18 protein-coding genes and 1 pseudogene are annotated in these 17,606 nt (G+C 71.3%); 15 read left to right on the forward strand and 4 right to left on the reverse strand.

Features of this window, described 5'->3' with window-relative positions; translation table 11 throughout:
• Positions 1-195 precede the first annotated feature (195 nt).
• From AC6EXY_RS00005 to AC6EXY_RS00020, 4 genes and pseudogenes are all read left to right on the forward strand, one after another.
• The gene (locus AC6EXY_RS00005; protein WP_101831983.1) at positions 196-840 is read left to right on the forward strand and encodes a response regulator transcription factor; all 645 of its coding nucleotides are present in this window, start codon (positions 196-198) and stop codon (positions 838-840) included.
• A 464-nt stretch (positions 841-1,304) separates the two neighbouring features.
• Positions 1,305-1,763, forward strand: a complete 459-nt coding sequence (locus tag AC6EXY_RS00010) for a hypothetical protein (protein WP_499842275.1) — start codon at positions 1,305-1,307, stop codon at positions 1,761-1,763.
• Positions 1,694-2,350: pseudogene (locus tag AC6EXY_RS00015) on the forward strand (DUF222 domain-containing protein); the annotation flags it as partial. The gene AC6EXY_RS00010 and the pseudogene AC6EXY_RS00015, both read left to right, overlap by 70 nt.
• 81 nt (positions 2,351-2,431) lie before the next feature.
• Positions 2,432-2,788, forward strand: coding sequence for a hypothetical protein (locus tag AC6EXY_RS00020; protein ID WP_101831981.1), 357 nt, complete (start codon positions 2,432-2,434; stop codon positions 2,786-2,788).
• Here the strand turns inward: AC6EXY_RS00020 and AC6EXY_RS00025 are convergent.
• Positions 2,767-3,102, reverse strand: a complete 336-nt coding sequence (locus tag AC6EXY_RS00025; protein WP_101831986.1) for a type II toxin-antitoxin system VapB family antitoxin — start codon at positions 3,100-3,102, stop codon at positions 2,767-2,769. The two genes, AC6EXY_RS00020 and AC6EXY_RS00025, sit on opposite strands and share 22 nt — an antisense overlap.
• Positions 3,103-3,315: 213 nt before the next feature.
• Between AC6EXY_RS00025 and AC6EXY_RS00030 the strand changes: the two genes are divergently transcribed.
• The 7 genes from AC6EXY_RS00030 to AC6EXY_RS00060 all read left to right on the forward strand — a co-directional run bounded on the left by AC6EXY_RS00030 (position 3,316) and on the right by AC6EXY_RS00060 (position 10,333).
• Positions 3,316-4,107 (forward strand): DUF2470 domain-containing protein, encoded by a 792-nt coding sequence (locus AC6EXY_RS00030; RefSeq protein ID WP_243407535.1) that lies wholly within the window; start codon positions 3,316-3,318, stop codon positions 4,105-4,107.
• Positions 4,108-4,156: 49 nt separating this feature from the next.
• The gene (locus tag AC6EXY_RS00035) at positions 4,157-4,921 is read left to right on the forward strand and encodes a metal ABC transporter ATP-binding protein (RefSeq protein WP_101831980.1); all 765 of its coding nucleotides are present in this window, start codon (positions 4,157-4,159) and stop codon (positions 4,919-4,921) included.
• Complete coding sequence (locus AC6EXY_RS00040) at positions 4,918-5,814, forward strand: metal ABC transporter permease (protein ID WP_499817450.1); 897 nt, start codon at positions 4,918-4,920, stop codon at positions 5,812-5,814. Before AC6EXY_RS00035 ends, AC6EXY_RS00040 begins: the two co-directional genes overlap by 4 nt.
• Positions 5,811-6,695, forward strand: coding sequence for a metal ABC transporter permease (locus tag AC6EXY_RS00045; RefSeq protein WP_499817449.1), 885 nt, complete (start codon positions 5,811-5,813; stop codon positions 6,693-6,695). Before AC6EXY_RS00040 ends, AC6EXY_RS00045 begins: the two co-directional genes overlap by 4 nt.
• A complete protein-coding gene (locus AC6EXY_RS00050; RefSeq protein ID WP_101832801.1) occupies positions 6,696-7,910 on the forward strand; it encodes a pyridoxal phosphate-dependent aminotransferase in 1,215 nt (404 codons plus the stop codon). It begins immediately after the preceding gene.
• A 58-nt stretch (positions 7,911-7,968) separates the two neighbouring features.
• Positions 7,969-9,765 (forward strand): hypothetical protein, encoded by a 1,797-nt coding sequence (locus AC6EXY_RS00055; RefSeq protein WP_499817448.1) that lies wholly within the window; start codon positions 7,969-7,971, stop codon positions 9,763-9,765.
• Positions 9,766-9,862: 97 nt separating this feature from the next.
• Entirely contained in the window at positions 9,863-10,333 is a 471-nt protein-coding gene (locus AC6EXY_RS00060) for a Fur family transcriptional regulator (RefSeq protein WP_279354659.1), read from the forward strand.
• 17 nt (positions 10,334-10,350) lie between these two features.
• Here the strand turns inward: AC6EXY_RS00060 and AC6EXY_RS00065 are convergent, their stop codons facing one another.
• A complete protein-coding gene (locus tag AC6EXY_RS00065; RefSeq protein ID WP_499817447.1) occupies positions 10,351-11,556 on the reverse strand; it encodes a CapA family protein in 1,206 nt (401 codons plus the stop codon).
• Between the two features lie 73 nt (positions 11,557-11,629).
• Positions 11,630-12,571 (reverse strand): LLM class F420-dependent oxidoreductase, encoded by a 942-nt coding sequence (locus tag AC6EXY_RS00070; RefSeq protein ID WP_207770608.1) that lies wholly within the window; start codon positions 12,569-12,571, stop codon positions 11,630-11,632.
• 82 nt (positions 12,572-12,653) lie between these two features.
• Between AC6EXY_RS00070 and pdhA the strand changes: the two genes are divergently transcribed.
• The 4 genes from pdhA to AC6EXY_RS00090 all read left to right on the forward strand — a co-directional run bounded on the left by pdhA (position 12,654) and on the right by AC6EXY_RS00090 (position 17,047).
• Positions 12,654-13,928, forward strand: a complete 1,275-nt coding sequence (gene pdhA / locus AC6EXY_RS00075; protein ID WP_101836418.1) for a pyruvate dehydrogenase (acetyl-transferring) E1 component subunit alpha — start codon at positions 12,654-12,656, stop codon at positions 13,926-13,928.
• Complete coding sequence (locus AC6EXY_RS00080) at positions 13,925-15,052, forward strand: alpha-ketoacid dehydrogenase subunit beta (protein ID WP_499817446.1); 1,128 nt, start codon at positions 13,925-13,927, stop codon at positions 15,050-15,052. Before pdhA ends, AC6EXY_RS00080 begins: the two co-directional genes overlap by 4 nt.
• 93 nt (positions 15,053-15,145) lie before the next feature.
• On the forward strand, positions 15,146-16,651 hold the full coding sequence (locus AC6EXY_RS00085; protein WP_101836414.1) for a dihydrolipoamide acetyltransferase family protein: 1,506 nt from the start codon (positions 15,146-15,148) through the stop codon (positions 16,649-16,651).
• Between the two features lie 159 nt (positions 16,652-16,810).
• Positions 16,811-17,047: a hypothetical protein gene (locus AC6EXY_RS00090; protein WP_101836413.1), complete on the forward strand. Its 237-nt coding sequence runs from the start codon at positions 16,811-16,813 to the stop codon at positions 17,045-17,047.
• A gap of 135 nt (positions 17,048-17,182) precedes the next feature.
• Here AC6EXY_RS00090 and AC6EXY_RS00095 read toward each other — a convergent pair whose 3' ends face one another.
• Positions 17,183-17,560, reverse strand: coding sequence for a hypothetical protein (locus tag AC6EXY_RS00095; RefSeq protein WP_243408178.1), 378 nt, complete (start codon positions 17,558-17,560; stop codon positions 17,183-17,185).
• Positions 17,561-17,606: the final 46 nt, after the last annotated feature.

Here is a 17,606-nt window from a genome sequence, read left to right on the forward strand (position 1 = left end):
CATCCGCCTCGCCCTCGCCGGCACACCCTGGCTGCCCACCCCGCGCACGGCCCGCCCCACACACACTCTCGCCGCCTGAACCACCATCAACACGGAGCTACTCAACCCACCACCCGTGAATGGACACGACTCCTCTCCGGGTAGCGTCGGCCTCCACCGACATCCTTACCGGACCCGAAGAAGGGCTGGCTCACTGTGCGGGTTGTCATCGCCGAGGACTCGGTACTGCTCCGGGAGGGGTTGCGACGACTTCTCACCGACGCCGGTTGCGAGGTCGTCGCCACCGTCGGAGACGGGCCGAGCCTTGTGGATGCCGTCGCGGACCATCGCCCCGACGTCTCCGTGGTGGATGTCCGCATGCCTCCTTCCCACCGCGACGAGGGGCTGCGCGCCGCTATTCGAGCACGCTCCGAGGTTCCTGGATCTCCTGTTCTGGTTCTCAGCCAGTACGTCGAGAAACAGTACGCGGCAGAGCTTCTCGCCGATGGCGCCGGCGCGGTCGGATACCTCCTGAAGGACCGCGTCGCGGACGTCCGTGAATTCATAGACGCGGTTCGGCGAGTCGCCTCCGGAGGTACGGTCATGGACCCGGAGGTCGTGGCCCAGCTACTCGTACGTAATCGGCGCGACGATCCCATGGCCACCCTCACCCCCCGCGAACGAGAAGTCCTCACACTCATGGCTGAAGGGCGATCCAACACCGCCATAGCCGCGCATCTCGTCGTGAGTAGTGGAGCGGTAGAGAAACACATCTCCAATGTCTTCTCCAAACTCGGACTGGAGCAGAGCACCACCGACCACCGGCGAGTGCTTGCCGTCCTCGCCTACCTACGGAACTGACCCCCGACCAACTCCACAACTTCGAACATACAATCGATGATGCTCTCGGACGTGGGCTCCGTCAAGCGCGAGGTCCAGAAAAGGGCATCCGCGCCGGTGAACGAGCATGCCCACATGAGAATTCCTCCGCCCGGGCCGCACCACGGTGCACGTCAACACCAAGACGCTCAGCCTATTCACGCCTTCCGCACCCAACAGCGACCATAGGCTAGAGGAAATTCGAACCTCGACCCGGATTCACCCTCAGCGAACATCTACACCCCAGCCCCTTCCCCTTCCATCGATTGACATCGCCGTCGCTCGAGGTCAGAATCGAACTCATGTTCGATCAAGAACCAGACACTGTTTCCCTCCCTGATCTCGAGGCGAGAGTCTGCACCTGGGCAGGTCGGATTACGGCCGCCACGTGCCACTGGCTCGTTCTGGTCGCCACGTTCGACCGGCGCAAGGCGTGGGCAAACGGCATGGCCTCCTGCGCGCACTTGCTGTCATGGCGTTTCGGCGTCGGCCTGCGCGCCTGCTACGAGTACGTGCGCGCGGCTCGGGCCCTCGAGGACCTGCCGCAGACACGCGAGGCGTTCGGCCACGGAAGGATCTCCTACTCGAAGGTCCGGGCGATCACCCGCATAGCGACCCCGGAAAACGAGGGCGAGTGGGTCACCGAAGCCCTGCGGTGCTCGGCGCGCAAGCTTGATCGCCTCGTCTCTCTTCAACTGAAGATCGACGACGACAGCGGCAACAAGGGTACGGTGAGGGCGCCGACGACGTCAACGGCGCCGCCGCCGCCGCCCGCGGAACTCAGGTCAGAGAGAAGAACAGTAGGAAGGCCTCCCAGCGGAGGGCGGACGCCGTCACCGCGATGGCCGGCCATTACCTTGGTCAGCGGCTCCCCACGCTGGCGGATCCGAGCCCGTACATCGTGAATGTGCACATCGATATCGATACGCTGATCGGAGCCGCCGTCCACGAGGACCCGAACAAGTCCGATCAGGGCAAGGAGAATCGACCAACCCGCCGGAGGTGCGAGGTCGAGCGAGGGCCGGTGCTATCGCCCTCACTCGCACGACAGCTGTCGTGCGACAGTATCCTGCAGACGATAGTGACCGACGCCGAGGGAAATCCCCTCGCCCTCGGGCGCACGCGGCGACGTCCGACCACCACGCTCCGACGGGCATTTTACGCGCGAGACGGCGGTGTCTGCCAGTTTCCAGGGTGCCGACATCGACGGTGGTTGCAGATACATCACCTGCTGGAGTGGCGCGCCGACGACGGCGGAACGGAGCCCGCCAACCTGATCCTGATCTGTTCGACTGACTACCACCGGCTCGTACACGACCGATCGCTGAAGCTGAGGCGAGGCCAGGGCGGAGATCTGTTGGTCCTCTGGCCGGACGGCACCGTGCTCCGAGATGCACCGACGATGGTGACAACCAGTGATCCGTTGGCCGCCTTCGATCGCTTCACCACGCTGCGGTCTGGGGACGGACAGTCGGCGCCGCAAGCGGCATGAGACGGGAGGACACGTCTGATCAGGCGAGACACGAGGGTGGATGCCGGCGGTACGTCGGGATGCCCGTAGGCTGCCGTTTCTGTGAGCCCCATCCTCGCGCAAGGACGAGCTGGGAACATCATCCGCTCCCTGCTGATCCTGGCTGCGCTCGTCCTGCTGATGCGGACGGCTTACCTGCTGTGGTTCTTCCACACTCCTGCCTGGACGTCACGGCCTCACGACATCCGCTACTGCGGCGGGTGGTATGAGCGCGTCGACACGCCCGATGTCACAGGCGGTCAGGCGACAAAGACTGCGGGTGGCCGGCGCAAGGAGGTCATGCGGTCGCCGGTCTTCCGCCCGATCACCGCCTACCGGCCTGGATCCGCCTGTCCGCGATACCTCTTCAGCAAGGTTGGGAAGGACGTCTACGTCACCTACCGCGCAAGCGAAGACTGAGCGGAGTCGCTGAGAGCTGGCCCGGCCAGGACGTAGACCCGGGCGTGTATCGAGGTGCGCTGCTGCAGCGCTGCGCGCACCGCCCGGTGCAGACCGTCCTCGAGATAGAGAGCACCTCCCCACTCGATCACATGAGGAAAGAGGTCGCCGTAGAAGGTCGAGTCCTCATCGAGCAACACGTCGAGCGCCAGAACGCGCTTCGTCGTGACGAGCTGGTCAAGCCGTACCTGGCGGGGCGGTATGGCTGCCCAGTCCCGCTGGCCAAGGCCGTGTTCGGGGTACGGGCGACCGTCTCCGACCAATTTGAAGATCACCAGCACCTCCTCCTCGAGGGCGCGACATCCGTCGACTACGACAGCCTAGGATCCCCGCGCCGTCGACAAGACCCCGGTGGGCCCAGAGCGGGTACCGGGCGGACACGAGGACCACGGCCGACGCGTGCGCATCGCCCCCCGGGGCGCCGATCCCTTGACCTCCACCAGTCGAGCGACTTAAGTGAGGCTTACTTGAAGTTCTAGGAGGTCGCGGTGAGCTCAGCGAGCCACGAGAGTCACATGATCGCGATGGCGCAACGAGCCCGCACGGTGCTTGCCAGCGGTCGGACCGCACTGCTGACGCTGCCCAGCGAGCAGGCACGGGGCTGGGTCGGCGTGGTCGACGACGGCGGGGAGCCGGTACTGATGGCCAGGGCGGACAGCCGGATCGCTCGCGCCGCACGCAACGGGCGGCGAAGCTGGGTTGACGTGCCGGGTCACTTCGGCGAACGGCTGATCCTCGCCGGGCCGCTGCGCCTGGTCCCCGGCACGAAGGACCAGATCCTGCGAAGGCTCGCTGCCCTCGGTCGAACAGTTGGCACGATCGAGGGCGTCACCGATGACCTCTCGGTGCTGGATGACCTCTCGGTGCTGGCGGTCTCCGTCGACGATGTGGTCTTCTGCCTGCCCCCGGCCGAGAGACGAGGCGCAGCACGCCGGTGGTCCAACGCCACCGTCGGCCGCCACATCGACCTGGCGACGTACGCCCTCGCCGAGCCCGATCTCATCAGCGCCTATGCGCCGGAGCTGATCGAGCACCTGAACACGCGCCATGCCGACCAGATGCGTCGGCTCGCGTGTCTCGGGTTGCCACCGGATGCCGACGACGACGTCGCCGGTGCCCACGTCAGCGACCTGGACCGCGATGGCATGGATCTGTGGCGGGTGGACGCGGAGGGTGCCGACCAGGTTCGGGTCCTCTTCGACCAGCCACTGACGGAGCCGCGCTCTCTCGGTCACGAACTGCGGCGCCTCCTCCAACGATCCACCCGCAGTCTGGAGTAGCGGGCAGTTCTCATTGACAGCGGCATCGACAATCGTTTTCAATTAGGGCATGCCGCCATCCGACGACGCCTCGATCGTCTTCGATCACGCGAGCATCTCGTACGGCCGCAGTCCCGCACTGGAGCGGATTCACGGCACGGTGCGCGCGGGGGAGATCGTCGCGCTGGTCGGGCCGAACGGCGCCGGCAAATCCACCCTGATCAAGGCCGTGCTCGGGCTGGTGGCCGTGACGGCGGGCTCGATCAGGGTACTGGGCAGGCGACCGGCCGAGGCGCGCCGCGAGGTTGCGTACGTGCCCCAGGTGGACACGCTGGATCCGGATTTTCCCGTCTCGGTGGCTCAGGTCGTCCTGATGGGCCGCTACCGGCGGATCGGCTGGTTGCGGCGCCCCGGGCGGGCGGACCGGGAGGCCGCCGCCGCAGCGCTCGCCGCGGTAGGGCTCGAGCACCGAGCGGCGGACCGGTTCGGCCGGCTGTCGGGTGGGCAGCGTCAGCGCGTCCTGCTGGCGCGCGCGATCGCGGCGCAGCCCGCGGCGCTGGTCCTCGACGAGCCGTTCAACGGCGTTGACGCTGTGTCCCAGGAGGCGCTGCTGGACGCGATCCGGGCGCTTGCCGCCCAGGGCGCCGCGGTGGTGGTCTCCACCCATGACCTCGGTCTGGCACAGGTGACCTGCGACGGCGTCTGCCTGCTCAACCGCCATCAGTTCGGCTTCGGGCCGCCGAGTGACGTGCTGACGCCGGAACTGCTGCGGGCAGCCTACGGCGGCGCCGCGCTGGAGCTCGGTAACCACGGCCTGATCCTCGCCCGATCATGATCGGTTTTCTGGTCACGCCGTTCGAGCGGCCCTACATGGCCCGTGCGCTGGTCGAGGCGGTGCTCCTTGGGGCGCTGTGCGGGGCTGTCGGGGTTTATGTGCTGCTCCGGCGGCTGGCATTCCTCACCGACGCGATCACGCACACGGTGTTTCCCGGGGTCGTCGTCGGGTTCCTGGCGTCGGGCCGGTCGGGGATCGTTCCGGGGGCGCTCGTCTGCGCGGTGGTCGCCGTCGGGTTGTTCACCGCGGTCGCGGCGACGCGGAAGGTCAACGAGGATGCCACGCTGGCGGTGCTGCTCACCGCGTTCTTTGCCGTCGGCGTTGTCCTTGTCTCGCGGCAGCGGTCGTACACGGCGGACCTCACCGCGTTCCTGTTCGGCCATGTGCTGACGATCAAGGTGGCCGATATCGCGGTGACCGGCGCCGTGGCCGTGCTGGCGGGTCTGGTGCTGGTGGGGCTGGGCAAGGAGCTGCTGCTGCGCGCCTTCGACGCGCAGTGGGCGCGGGCGGTGGGCTATCACGTCACCGCCCTGGATCTGGTCGGCAACATGGTGATCGCGCTGGTGGTCGTGGCATCGGTCCAGGCAGTCGGGACCGTTCTCGTCATCGCCATGCTGGTCGTGCCGGCCGCGACCGCGCGGCTGCTCTCCGACCGGCTCGGCGTGATCATCGCGGTGGCGATGGGCGTCGGGATGACGGGCGCCTGGCTGGGGCTGTGCGCCAGTTACGAGGCGTCGGTGGGCCACGACGTGCGGCTGGCGGCCGGCGCGACGATCGTGCTGATGCTCGTGGCCGGGTACGCGCTGGTGCAGCTGGGACAGAGCGCCTGGCGGCTGGGCATCCGGCGGCAGGGCGTCCGGCGGGCGGGGGCGGGGACGGGGGCGGCACAGTGACGCTGTTCAGTTCGCTGGGTGACGGCTACGTGCGGCGTGCGCTGCTCGAGGTTGTGATCGTCGGAGTGCTCTGCGGGGCGGTCGGCGTGCAGGTGGTGCTGCGGCGGCTGAGCTTCCTCACCACGGCGCTGACGCACGCCACCTTTCCGGGGGTGGTGATCGCATCGCTGCTGGGGCTGGGGCTCGTCCTGGGGGCGGGGCTGTTCGGCGTGCTCGTCGTGGCGGTCGTGGCGGTGCTGACCGGGCCGCGGGGGCGCGAGCGCGGCCAGGAGCCCACCAGCGTCACAGCGGTCGTGCTGTCGGGCGGGTTCGCGCTCGGAATGGCGCTGCAGTCGACGCAGGACGGGTTCAGCCGGGATCTGACCGCCTTCCTGGTCGGCTCGGTCCTGACCGTCCAGCCCGCCGACATCGTGGTGAGCGCTGTGACCACGCTGATCGTGCTGGGTGTGCTGGTCGCGCTGCGCAGGGAGCTGTTGCTGGGTGCCTTCGACCCGGACGGCCTCGCCGCGGCGGGCTACCCGGCGCGGCGGCTCGACCTCGTCCTGCTGTTGGTGATCGAGGCGACCGTCGTGACCTCCCTGCCAGCGGTGGGCACGATCATGGCTGTCGCGCTGATCGCCGGGCCCGCGGCGACGGCGCGGCTGTGGTGCTCACGCACCGCAACGATGACGGCGGTGTCGATCGGTGTCGGCGTCGCGTCCGGGGTGGTCGGGCTGGCGATCAGTGAACAGTGGAACGTCGCCGCCGGCGGCGCGATCGTGCTCACGGTCGCGGCGTTCTTCGTGGTCTCCCTGGCACTGCGGTCACTCGCCCCGGGTGAAGCGGCCGCCAGCGTGCCGGCCCGACGGAAAAGCGCTGGACGCCCCACCTACTCTGGGTAGATGGAGTTCTCCCAGTCCGACAAGCTCGCCGACGTCTGCTACGACGTCCGCGGGCCTGTCCTCGACGAGGCGACCCGGCTGGAGGCGGCCGGCGAGCGCATCCTCAAGTTGAACATCGGCAACCCGGCGCCGTTCGGCTTCTCCGCACCGCCGGAAGTACTTGAGGCCGTCGCGGCGAACCTCGCGGACGCACAGGGATACAGCGACTCCAAGGGGCTGCTCGCCGCACGTGAGGCGGTCGTGCGCTACCACAACCGCAAGGGCATCGGCGGGATCACGCCGGAGAGCGTCTACCTCGGCAACGGCGTCTCCGAGATGATCATGATGGCGCTGCAGGCATTGCTCAACAACGGGGACGAGGTGCTGCTGCCAGCGCCCGACTACCCGCTGTGGACGGCGGTAGTGAGCCTGTGCGGCGGCCGGCCGGTGCACTACCGCTGCGACGAGTCCGCCGGCTGGGCGCCCGACCTCGCGGACATCACCAGCAAGGTCAGCGAGCGGACCCGGGCGATCGTGGTGATCAACCCCAACAACCCGACCGGAGCGGTCTACGACCGGCGGGTGCTGGAGGACATCGTCGACGTCGCCCGCCGTCACCAGCTGATGCTGCTGTCCGACGAGATCTACGACCGGATCCTCTACGACGATGCCGAGCACGTGGCGACCGCGGCGTTGGCGCCGGACCTGGTCTGCATGACGTTCAACGGCCTGTCCAAGGCGTACCGCCTGGCCGGGTTCCGCGCGGGATGGATGGTGCTGTCGGGACCGCGCCGCTCCGCGTCGTCGTACATCGAGGGGCTGAACATCCTCGCGAACATGCGGCTGTGCGCGAACGTGCCCGGGCAGTTCGCGACGCTCGCCGCGCTAGCCGAGGACGGCGGCGCCGGCGATCTGGTGCTGCCCCGCGGCCGGCTGCGCGAACAGCGGGACACGGTGGTCAGGCTGCTCAACGACATTCCGGGGGTCACCTGCGTCCCGCCGCGCGGCGCGCTGTACGCGTTCCCGCGGCTCGACCCGGAGGTCTACCCGATCAAGGACGACGAGCGGCTCGTCTTCGACCTGCTCGCCGCGGAGAAGATCCTCCTCGTGCAGGGCACGGGCTTCAACTGGCCGCATCCCGACCATGTCCGGATAGTGACCCTCCCGTCGGTGGGCGACCTCACCGACGCGATCGGGCGCATCGACCGGTTCCTGGCTCACTACAAACAGAACTAGTCCTATCGACACCATCGACCCGGTTGTCCACAGGAAGACGGCGCCCTGTGGACAACCTGTGGAAAAGACTCGACGCGATGCGGTGGTCGCGCTCGGGCTCGCCGTCGCGGTCATCGGCGTGGAGATCGCACTGCACGCCCGGATCAGCCGACCGCTCTGGTACGACGAGCTGTGGCGCCCGCACTTCGCGGGCGAGCCGTGGCGGATGTTCTGGCCGGAGCTGCGCGCGGCGAACACGCCGTCGTCGCTGGGCTCGATCGCCCTGACCCGCGTCAGCGGCGACGCGCTCGGCTGGCATGCCTGGGCGCTGCGCCTCGTCACGGCGGGCGTCTGGTTGCCGGTGCTCGCCGTCGCGGTGTACCTGTACGCGCGCCGCTTCACCGGGGTCGCCGCCGCGGTCGGCACGGCCGTCGCCGTCGCCCTGAGCGGCACGGTGATCGACGCGGGGACCCAGCTCAAGCCGTACGCGCTGGAGGCGGTCGTCTCCCTCGCCGTCCTGGCGCTGTGGACAACGCCCGGCGCCGGCCTGCGCCGCCGCACGGCCGCCGGAGCGCTGGCGCTGGTCTCGCTGCCCGCCGTGTTCCTGCTCGTCCCGTTGGCCGCCGCGGATGTGCTACGGGCAGGACGGGCGGCCAGCTCGCGAACCACGGTGCACACGGTCGGACTGGCGGTGGGGCGGGCCGCCGGGCGGGTGGCGCCGGCGTTGCTGCTCGCCGGCGGTCATGCCGCGCTGTTCGTCTCGCACCAGTCCAGCCAGCGGGCGAGTCACTTCTGGGACGACCAGTTCCTCGCCGGGCGCGGCGTCGTCGGCGGGCTGCGGTTCACCGCCGACCAGGTACGCGCCATCCTCGGCGGCACGCCCCCGGGCATCGACCGCTACGACCCCAACCTGGTGCACGCCCTGCTCGAGGGTCACCGGACGGCGACGACGATCGTCGGTGCCGCGACCGCGGTGGCGATGCTCGCCGGCGTCCGGGCGCTGAGCCGACGCCCTGACGGCGTGACGCTGCTGATCGCCGTCGGCGGGGCGGAGCTGGTGACACTGCTCGCCAGCGGCGCGCGCTACTGGCCGTTCGGCGCCTGCCGGACGAATCTCTTCCTGGTCCCGCTGCTCGCCGTCGTCGCCGCGGCCGGGGCCGGCGAACTGGCGACGATGGCCGCCACGACGCTGCGCCGCACACGGCCGGCGCTGACCGCCACGTCCGGGGCGAAGGACGCGGCAGGGATGGCGGTAGCGGTGGCGTGCGCGGTCGTCGTGGTGGGGGTGGCTGCAGTGCCGGTCAGTGCGGGGGGTGGGGTCGGCACGCTGTGGCGGGAGCGGCACGAGGTGCGCCCGATCGAGGGCCTGGTCGCCGCGACGGGCGCCGTCCGCACACAGTACCGCGAGGGAGACGCGGTGATCATCGGTGGCCGGCTGGCCCGGGCGGGCTGGCTCTACGGTATGGAACTGAGCGACGACGCCCGCGTCGGCCGCGCGCCGCGCATCCCCCGGTCCGCGACCACCTTCCTCACCGTGATCGGCCGCGGGGACGCCGAACGGGCCGTGCGGGCCAGGCCGCACCGACCCGGCGCGGTGCTGCTGTTCGTGCTCGCCTACGACCGCCGCGGCACCACGGCCGAGCTGGTCGCGCTGCGCCGCGGAGGCTGGTGCGAGCGTTCCGTGCGCTCCTTCCCGCTCACCGGGAACCTGCACGAGCTGGCCACCTGCCCCGTCACGGCATCCCGGAGACCGGCGACAAGCCCGACGGCAGGTCCCTCGACAGGAGGTCCCTCGACAGCAGGTACCTCGACAGCAGGTACCTCGACGACAGGGTCACGACAGCAGACCAATCCACTCGCGAAGATGCGAAAATAGGATCCCAGCGGTCCTGGGCCCGCGACACCTCGTCAGTCCACGTCCCGGACCACATCCACGGCCGCGGCGGAGACGGGCGTGGCGGAGGGAGCAGGCCGTGAGCACCACGGGAAACGGGACGAGCCCGCCCGGCCGGCGCGGGGCGCCGGGTCGGGGCACAGCGGTGCGCGCCACCCGTCAGGGGGACGCGGTGTGCGCCGCGCTCACCGAGACGGACGCCTTCACCAGCGCGCAGGACCTGCACGCCCTGCTGCGTTCCCAGGGCACGGCGGTGGGGCTCACCACCGTCTACCGGCACCTGCAGGTACTGGTGGATCGCGGCGAGGTCGACATGATCCGCCGGGACGACGGCGAGACCGTCTACCGGCGCTGTGCCACCGAGGCCCACCATCACCATCTGGTCTGCCGGGACTGCGGGCGGACGATCGAGATCGCCGGGCCGGAGATCGAGGCGTGGACGGCCGCCGTCGCCGCGGCCGAGGGCTTCGTCGACGTCGCGCACACCGTGGAGATCTACGGCACCTGCGCCGAGTGCGCCGGGACCGGGACCGCCGCCTCCTCCGTCTGAATGCTCCGTCTGAATGCTCAGCGCGGCGGTGTGTCCGAAAGCCCGGTGCAGCCGCGCAGCGCGTTCCAGCCGCCGAGCGCCTGCCCGGCAGCGGCACCGGTCAGGGGGCGCGGCGCGCCACCGACGATGCGGGCCGGCACCCAGGTCGCGTCGGTGACGGCCCGGCCGGCGACCGTCAGCCGCAGCACCCCGGAGGCGGTGTTGGGGCCGTTGCCCGACGAGTAGAAGACGAAGTTCCCGAGGCCGTAGTCGACGTACACGCCGCTGTCGGCCCAGCCGCCGCCGAGCAGGACGTGCGCATGACTGCCGACCACGACGTCCGCCCCGGCGGCGGCGAGCAGCGGAACGAGGGAACGCTGCGTGTCGGTGGGGCACTGCTGCTGCTCGGTCCCCCAGTGCAGGAAGACGATGACCGTGTCCGCGCCGGAGCGGGCCGCGCGCACCGCCGCGACCAGCCGGTCGACCTGCTTCGCCGAGGCCAGGCCCGGCTTGTGCGGACCGGCCGTCCAGGCGGCGGCGAGTTCGTCATCGAGGACCTGGGTAGCGCCGACGACCGCGATCCGCTGCCCCTTCACGGTCGTCCGGTAGGGGGTGAAGGCGCGCGTGTCGTCCTCGCCGATGCCGATCACCGGGTAGTGCGCGGCGGACGCGCCCCGCAGCGAGTCCCGCAGCCCTTCCAGGCCGTAGTCCATGCCGTGGTTGTTGGCCATGGTGACGACGTCGATGCCAGCGGCGCGCAGCGCGTCGAACGCGGTGGGCGGCGCGCGGAAGGTGTACTCCTTCGGCGCCGGGGTGCCGCCGGTGGTCACCGCGGTCTCCAGGTTCGCGATCGCCAGGTCGGCGGCGGACAGCGTCGCGGCCATCGGCCCGATCGCCGTGGCCGGGTCGGCGGCGAGCCGGGCGCCGGGGGAGCCGGCGAAGTGGATGTCCCCGCCGAACGCGATGGTCACCGGCGTGCCCGTCGGCCGACGCGGACCGTCCTGGCCCGCGCCGGCGCCCGCGGGACGCGTGGCGGCCGTGGAGGCGTCCGCGGCCGCGGCCACCCGCCCGGTCGGCGTGGCGCTCCCGGACGCGCGGCCCGCCTGGTCCTTGTCATCGCCGTACGGCACCGAGCATGCGACGAGCCCGGCGACCAGTGCGCCGGCCACGCCGAGCGCGGCGCTGCCCAGCCCGAACCGCGGCCACGCGCACCGGCGCCCCGCGGGCCCCCCACCCCACCCCATGCGACGTTTCTCCGTCCCACGGGCCCGCCCGTCAAGCCCGCGCGCCGCGCGGCACCCGATCAGGCAGCGCGGGTCACAGGGCGAGCAGCGCCGGCGCGAGCTCCCGCCACTGCCGCCGCGGCAGGCCACGGCGGTCGAAGTCGAGGACCTGCACGGCGACCTGGTCCGCGCCGGCGTCGAGATGCTCCTTGATCCGGCCGAGCAGCACGTCGGCGTCGCCCCACGGCACGATCGTGTCGACCAGGCGGTCGGATCCTCCGTCGGCGAGGTCGTCGTCGCCGAAGCCGAACCGCCGCAGGTTGGACGTGTAGTTGGGCAGCCGCAGGTAGGAACCGGTGTGCCGGCGGGCCAGCTCGCGGGCCTCGCCCGGGTCGGTGTGCAGGACGAAGGCCTGCTCGGGGACGAGCAGCTTGTCCGGTCCGAGGATCTCCCGGGCGGCCGCGGTGTGCTCCGGCGGGACGAAGTAGGTGTGCGCGCCGTCGGCGCGGTCGCGGGCGAGGCCGAGCATCTTCGGCCCGAGGGCGGCGAGCACCCGGGGCGGCACGCCGCCCGGCGGCACCGCCCGGTACTGCTCGGCCGCCATCCGGTCCATCTCGTCGAGGTAGGCGGCCATCTGGGCCAGCGGCCGGGTGTAGGCGGCGCCGCGGATGTGCATCAGCTCGGCGTGCGAGACGCCGAGGCCGAGCAGGAACCGGCCGGGAAACGCCTCGGTGAGGGCCAGGTGGGCGGCGGTCATGGTCAGCGGGTTGCGGGCGAGGATCTGGGCGATCCCGGTCGCGATGGTGATCCGCGAGGTCGTCGCGAGCGCGAGGCTGGCGGTGACCAGCACCTCCCGCCCCTTGACCTCGCCGGTCCACAGCGTCGGGTAGCCGAGCTCGTCGAGCTCGGCGATCGCCTCGCGCACGACGCCGGCCGGCGAGAAGTCGAACTGCCCGCTCCAGACACCGACCTTCCCGATCTGCCGGTCGACCGGCGGGCGGGCGGGCGGCTGGGTCACGTCCTGCTCACTCGTCACGGCGACACCGTACCGAGCCTTCCGGCAGATCGGGTTGCCAGCGGCTGTCCACGGTCTATCGTTGCCGAGTGTGACGGAGCTCATGCAGCTGCTCACCCCCACCGGTCACCGGATCACCGTCCCCGAAGAGGCCAGGTCGCCCGGACCGGACCTGCCCACCGGAGCGGACCCGCCCGTGTCGAAGCCACGCCGGGCGGACCCACCCGGTGGCGAGCCGACCGCGGCAGACATCGACCTGCCGGCGCACGTCGCGGACCTCACCGCGGACGATCTGGTCGGCCTGTACCGCGACATGACGCTGGTGCGCCGCCTCGACGAGGAGGCGACCAGCCTGCAGCGCCAGGGCGAGCTCGGGCTGTGGGCGAGCCTGCGCGGTCAGGAGGCGGCGCAGGTGGGGTCCGGGCGGGCTCTGGGGCCGCACGACATGGCCTTCCCGTCGTACCGGGAGCACGGGGTGGCCTGGTGCCGAGGGGTCGACCCGGCGGCGATCCTGGCGATCTTCCGGGGCGCCAGTCTCGGCGGCTGGGCTCCGGCGGAGCACGGCTTCGCGCTGTACTCGATCGTCGTCGGCTCGCAGACCCTGCACGCCACCGGCTACGCGATGGGCATGGCCCGCGATGGCAGCGACGGGGCGGCGATCGTCTACTTCGGAGACGGTGCGTCCAGCGAGGGGGACGTCAACGAGGCGTTCGGCTGGGCGGGCGTGTTCGGCGCGCCGCTGGTGTTCTTCTGCCAGAACAACCAGTGGGCCATCTCCGAGCCGACCCGCCGCCAGAGCCGCACCGAGATCTTCCACCGGGCGAGTGGTTTCGGCTTCCCCAGCGTGCGCGTCGACGGCAACGACGTGCTGGCCTGCCTCGCCGTGACCCGGTGGGCGCTGGCACGGGCACGCTCGGGGCGCGGGCCGGTCCTGGTGGAGGCGGTGACCTACCGGATGGGCGCGCACACCACCGCGGACGACCCGACCCGGTACCGGTCGGCGGCCGAGCTCGACGCCTGGCGCCGCCGCGACCCGCTCGACCGGATGCGCGCCTACCTGAGCGCCGACGGATTGCTCGACGAGGATCGCGAGCGGCGCATCGCCCTCGAGGCCGACACCCTCGCCCACGACCTGCGCGCCCGATGCACGACAATGCCCGATCCCGCCCCGACCAGCCTGTTCGACCACGTACAGGTCGCTGACAACGAGCTCGTGTCGACGCAGCGCGCGGCGTTCACGGCGCAGTTCGGCGCAGACGGGGAGGATGGGTGGCGGGACGGCCCACCGGGGCCGAACAGGCCGAACGGGCCGAACGGGAACGGCCGGAAGGGTGGACTCGTGGCGGGCGAAGCGCGCGTTTCCGAGGAGGCGTGGTGACCAGCCAGGCCGTCATCTCCGGCGAGCAGCACGGGCGGCCGGGGCCCCACGACCAGAGCGCCGGCGCGGGCGACGGCGGCCCGGGCCCGGCCGACCGGCCCGCCGCGGCGGGCGCGACCACCGCGGCGGCGCCGATCACCATGGCCAAGGCGCTCAACCTGGGGTTGCACGCCGCGATGGCCGCCGATCCGAAGGTCATCGTCATGGGCGAGGACGTCGGCACGCTCGGCGGGGTGTTCCGGGTGACCGACGGGCTGCAGCGCGAGTTCGGCGAGGCCCGGGTGATCGACACGCCACTCGCCGAGTCGGCGATCATCGGGACCGCGATCGGGCTCGCCATGCGCGGCTACCGGCCGGTCTGTGAGATCCAGTTCGACGGCTTCGTCTACCCGGCGTTCGACCAGATCGTCAGCCAGCTCGCGAAGCTGCACTACCGGTCCGCGGGCCGGATCCGGCTGCCGGTGACCATCCGCATCCCGTTCGGCGGCGGCATCGGCGCGGTCGAGCACCACAGCGAGTCCCCCGAGGCGTACTTCTGCCACACCGCCGGGCTGAAGGTCGTCGCCTGTTCGAACCCCGCCGACGCCCACCACATGATCCAGCAGGCTGTCCGGTCGGACGATCCGGTGATCTTCCTGGAGCCGAAGCGGCGGTACTGGGAGAAGGGGACGGTCGACGCGCGCCCGCTCGCCGAGCTGCCGCCGGGCGCGGCGAGCGATCTGCACGCGAGCGTCGTGGTGCGGACGGGCACGGACGCGACCCTGGTCGGCTACGGTCCGACCGTGCGCACCTGCCTGGACGCCGCCGAGGTGAGCGACGCGGATGACGCGCGTTCGCTCGAGGTCATCGACCTGCGTTCGCTGTCCCCGCTCGATCTCGGGCCGGTGCTCGCGTCGGTGCGGCGGACCGGGCGGCTCGTCGTGGTGCACGAGGCGCCGTCGAACGTGTCGGTGTCCGCCGAGGTCGCCGCGCGCGTCACCGAGGAGGCGTTCTACTCGCTGGAGTCGCCGGTGCTGCGGGTCACCGGCTTCGACACGCCATACCCGCCCGCCCGGTTGGAGGACCACTACCTGCCAGACGTCGACCGCATCCTGGACGCCGTCGACCGTTCCTTCGCCTACTGACCGTTCGCCTACTGACCGTTCGCCTACTGACCGTCTGCCTTTCGCCTCCTGGCAACCCACGCCGCCCGCACGATCCGAACTGGGGACCTACCCGTGACGCAGCGAGAGTTCCGGCTTCCCGACCTCGGGGAGGGCCTCACCGACGCGGACATCGTCCGCTGGCTCGTCCAGGTCGGCGACGCCATCACGGTGAACCAGCCGCTCGTGGAGGTGGAGACCGCCAAGGCGGTCGTCGAGATCCCGAGCCCCTTCGCCGGGGTGCTGGTCGGCCGGCACGCCGAGGAGGGCACCACGCTCCCCGTCGGCGCTCCCCTGCTGACGATCCGAACGGCCGACGCCGACGGGCCCGCGCAGGATGCCTCCCCCGGGGGGCAGCCGGGCAGCTCGGCCGGCCGGAGCGGCGGTGCTCGCGACGGCGGCGGCGACGGTGGCCGAGGTGATGGTGGTCGAGGTGATGGTGGTCGAGGTGATGGTGGTGACGGCGGTGGCGAGCGCGTGCCGGTGCTCGTCGGCTACGGCCCGCGTGCCCATCAGCCACGCCGGCGCAGTCCGCGCCGGGCGCCGGTGGCGCCCCGTGCCGCCGGGTCGGCGGCGGCGGTGCTCGCCAAGCCGCCCGTGCGCAAGCTGGCCCGCGACCTCGGGGTCGATCTCGCCGCCATCGTCGGCACCGGCCCGAACGGCACGATCAGCCGGACCGACGTGGAGGCGGCGCCGCGCGTCGGCGGACGGCCGGCGCCGGCCGGCGCACCGTCGCCCCGGCCGGGCACGCCTCTTCCCCCGGTTCCGCCTGCGACGTCCCCGGCCCCCGCTCCCGCGAGGCCGGCCGCGCCGGGCGGCACCGGGCTGGTGGGCCAGATCCCGGCGGACGCGACCTACGCCACGGCATCCGGCACCTGGCACGTGCCGGTGGTCGGTGTACGCCGGATGATGGCGCAGTCGATGGTCGCCAGCGTCGCGGCGGCACCACATGTCACCGAGTTCCTCAGCGCCGACGCGAGCGCCACCATGGCGGCGCGGGCGCGGATCTCGGCGCTGCCCGAGTTCGCCGGCGTCAAGGTCACCCCACTGCTGTTCGTCGCCCGTGCCCTGCTGGTGGCGATCCGCCGCCACCCGATGATCAATTCACGCTGGGTCGAGGACGGCGGCGCGGGCCGGGCGGAGATCCAGGTCGCCGAACGGGTGAACCTGGGCATCGCGGTCGCGGGCCCGCGCGGGCTGGTCGTGCCGCACATCCCCGACGCGGACCGGCTCGACCTGGTCACCCTTGCCCGGGAGCTGGCCTCGCTGACCGAGGACGCGCGGGCGGACCGGCTCCCGCCGGCCCGGCTGCGCGGCGCGTCGATCACCATCACCAACGTGGGGGTGCTCGGCGTCGACATCGGCACACCGATCCTGAACCCGCCGGAGGCCGCGATCCTCGCGCTCGGCTCGATCCGCCCGGCACCCTGGGTGCACGAGGGCGAGATCACGGCGCGTACGGTGGCACAGCTCGCGCTGTCCTTCGATCACCGGATCGTGGACGGGCAGCTGGGCGCCGCGGTACTCGCCGACGTCGGCGCCATGCTGACGGATCCCACCCTTACGCTCGCCTGGTCGTGATCGACCCGCCTGGGCATCCAGGTCGCGACAAACACCCGGGATAGGCACAGGGCGCGCGAGACGGGCACACAGCACGCGAGAGGGGCACACAACGGCGCACCGTAGGTTGCCTGGTACGGTTGCGCCTCTGACCGGATTCCGGCACAAAGAGGTGGAACCATGACGCGAGTGGAGGCACTTCAGGCCGCGGACGAGTTCGTCGCCAAGGTTCTGACCTCCGCCAACTCCAGCGGCCGCTTCACCGGCACGCTGAACCTGGCCGAACGGGTCGACCTCACCCTCCGAGTGGCCAGGTTCCTCCTTGAGGGGCAGTCCTCCTCGGAGTCGGACGATCTTCTGAAGCGGGACATGCGCAACGAGCTGGACCAGGCCTTCCCCCCGCTGCGCACCTCGTGACAGCGTCCGGCCGATCTCCCGAGGCCCGTGTGACGGGCCGGTCGTGCGGGAGATCGGGCCGGGCGGCGGGCGGGACCAGACAGGTGCGGATCAGCGGTAGGACGGCAGATCGGGTGACGCCGATGCCGGTACAGGTCACGAACGCGAGGCGGGGCGGCGCTGGGTCTCGCTGACGTGGACGACCTCCTGCTGCTCAAACTCCGGGTGGCGCACCCCGTTCGCCTTCAGGTCCTCGTCCGGGGTGAGCCCCGGCTCCTGGCGCCGCGGCGCCTCGTAGTGCATGCCCGGGTCGACGATCACCGTGCCGTCGACGGAGACGGGCGACGGCACGCCGCTCTCGACCGACTCCTCGACGATCTTCCGGCGCCACTGGTTCTGGTAAAGCGTGATGCCGAGCCCCACCAGGCTGACGAGCATCAGGATGACGCCGACGGCGCTGATGTCAAGGCCGGACGGATGAGCATCGACGGCAAAGGTGAGAACGGCTCCGAGGGTGAAGAATGCGAGGCTCAACGGGATTCCCATGCCCGCCGCCCTACCCGCAATCCAACCCAATACA

It is taken from the genome of Frankia sp. RB5, from assembly GCF_059816245.1.

Excerpts from the sequence above, each read along its gene's own strand:
- pdhA (WP_101836418.1), top strand. The coding sequence starts at position 12,654 with ATGCAGCTGCTCACCCCCACCGGTCACCGGATCACCGTCCCCGAAGAG.
- AC6EXY_RS00010 (WP_499842275.1), top strand. The coding sequence starts at position 1,305 with ATGGCCTCCTGCGCGCACTTGCTGTCATGGCGTTTCGGCGTCGGCCTG.
- AC6EXY_RS00040 (WP_499817450.1), top strand. The coding sequence starts at position 4,918 with ATGATCGGTTTTCTGGTCACGCCGTTCGAGCGGCCCTACATGGCCCGT.
- AC6EXY_RS00090 (WP_101836413.1), top strand. The coding sequence starts at position 16,811 with ATGACGCGAGTGGAGGCACTTCAGGCCGCGGACGAGTTCGTCGCCAAG.
- AC6EXY_RS00065 (WP_499817447.1), bottom strand. The coding sequence starts at position 11,556 with ATGGGGTGGGGTGGGGGGCCCGCGGGGCGCCGGTGCGCGTGGCCGCGG.
- AC6EXY_RS00035 (WP_101831980.1), top strand. The coding sequence starts at position 4,157 with ATGCCGCCATCCGACGACGCCTCGATCGTCTTCGATCACGCGAGCATC.
- AC6EXY_RS00050 (WP_101832801.1), top strand. The coding sequence starts at position 6,696 with ATGGAGTTCTCCCAGTCCGACAAGCTCGCCGACGTCTGCTACGACGTC.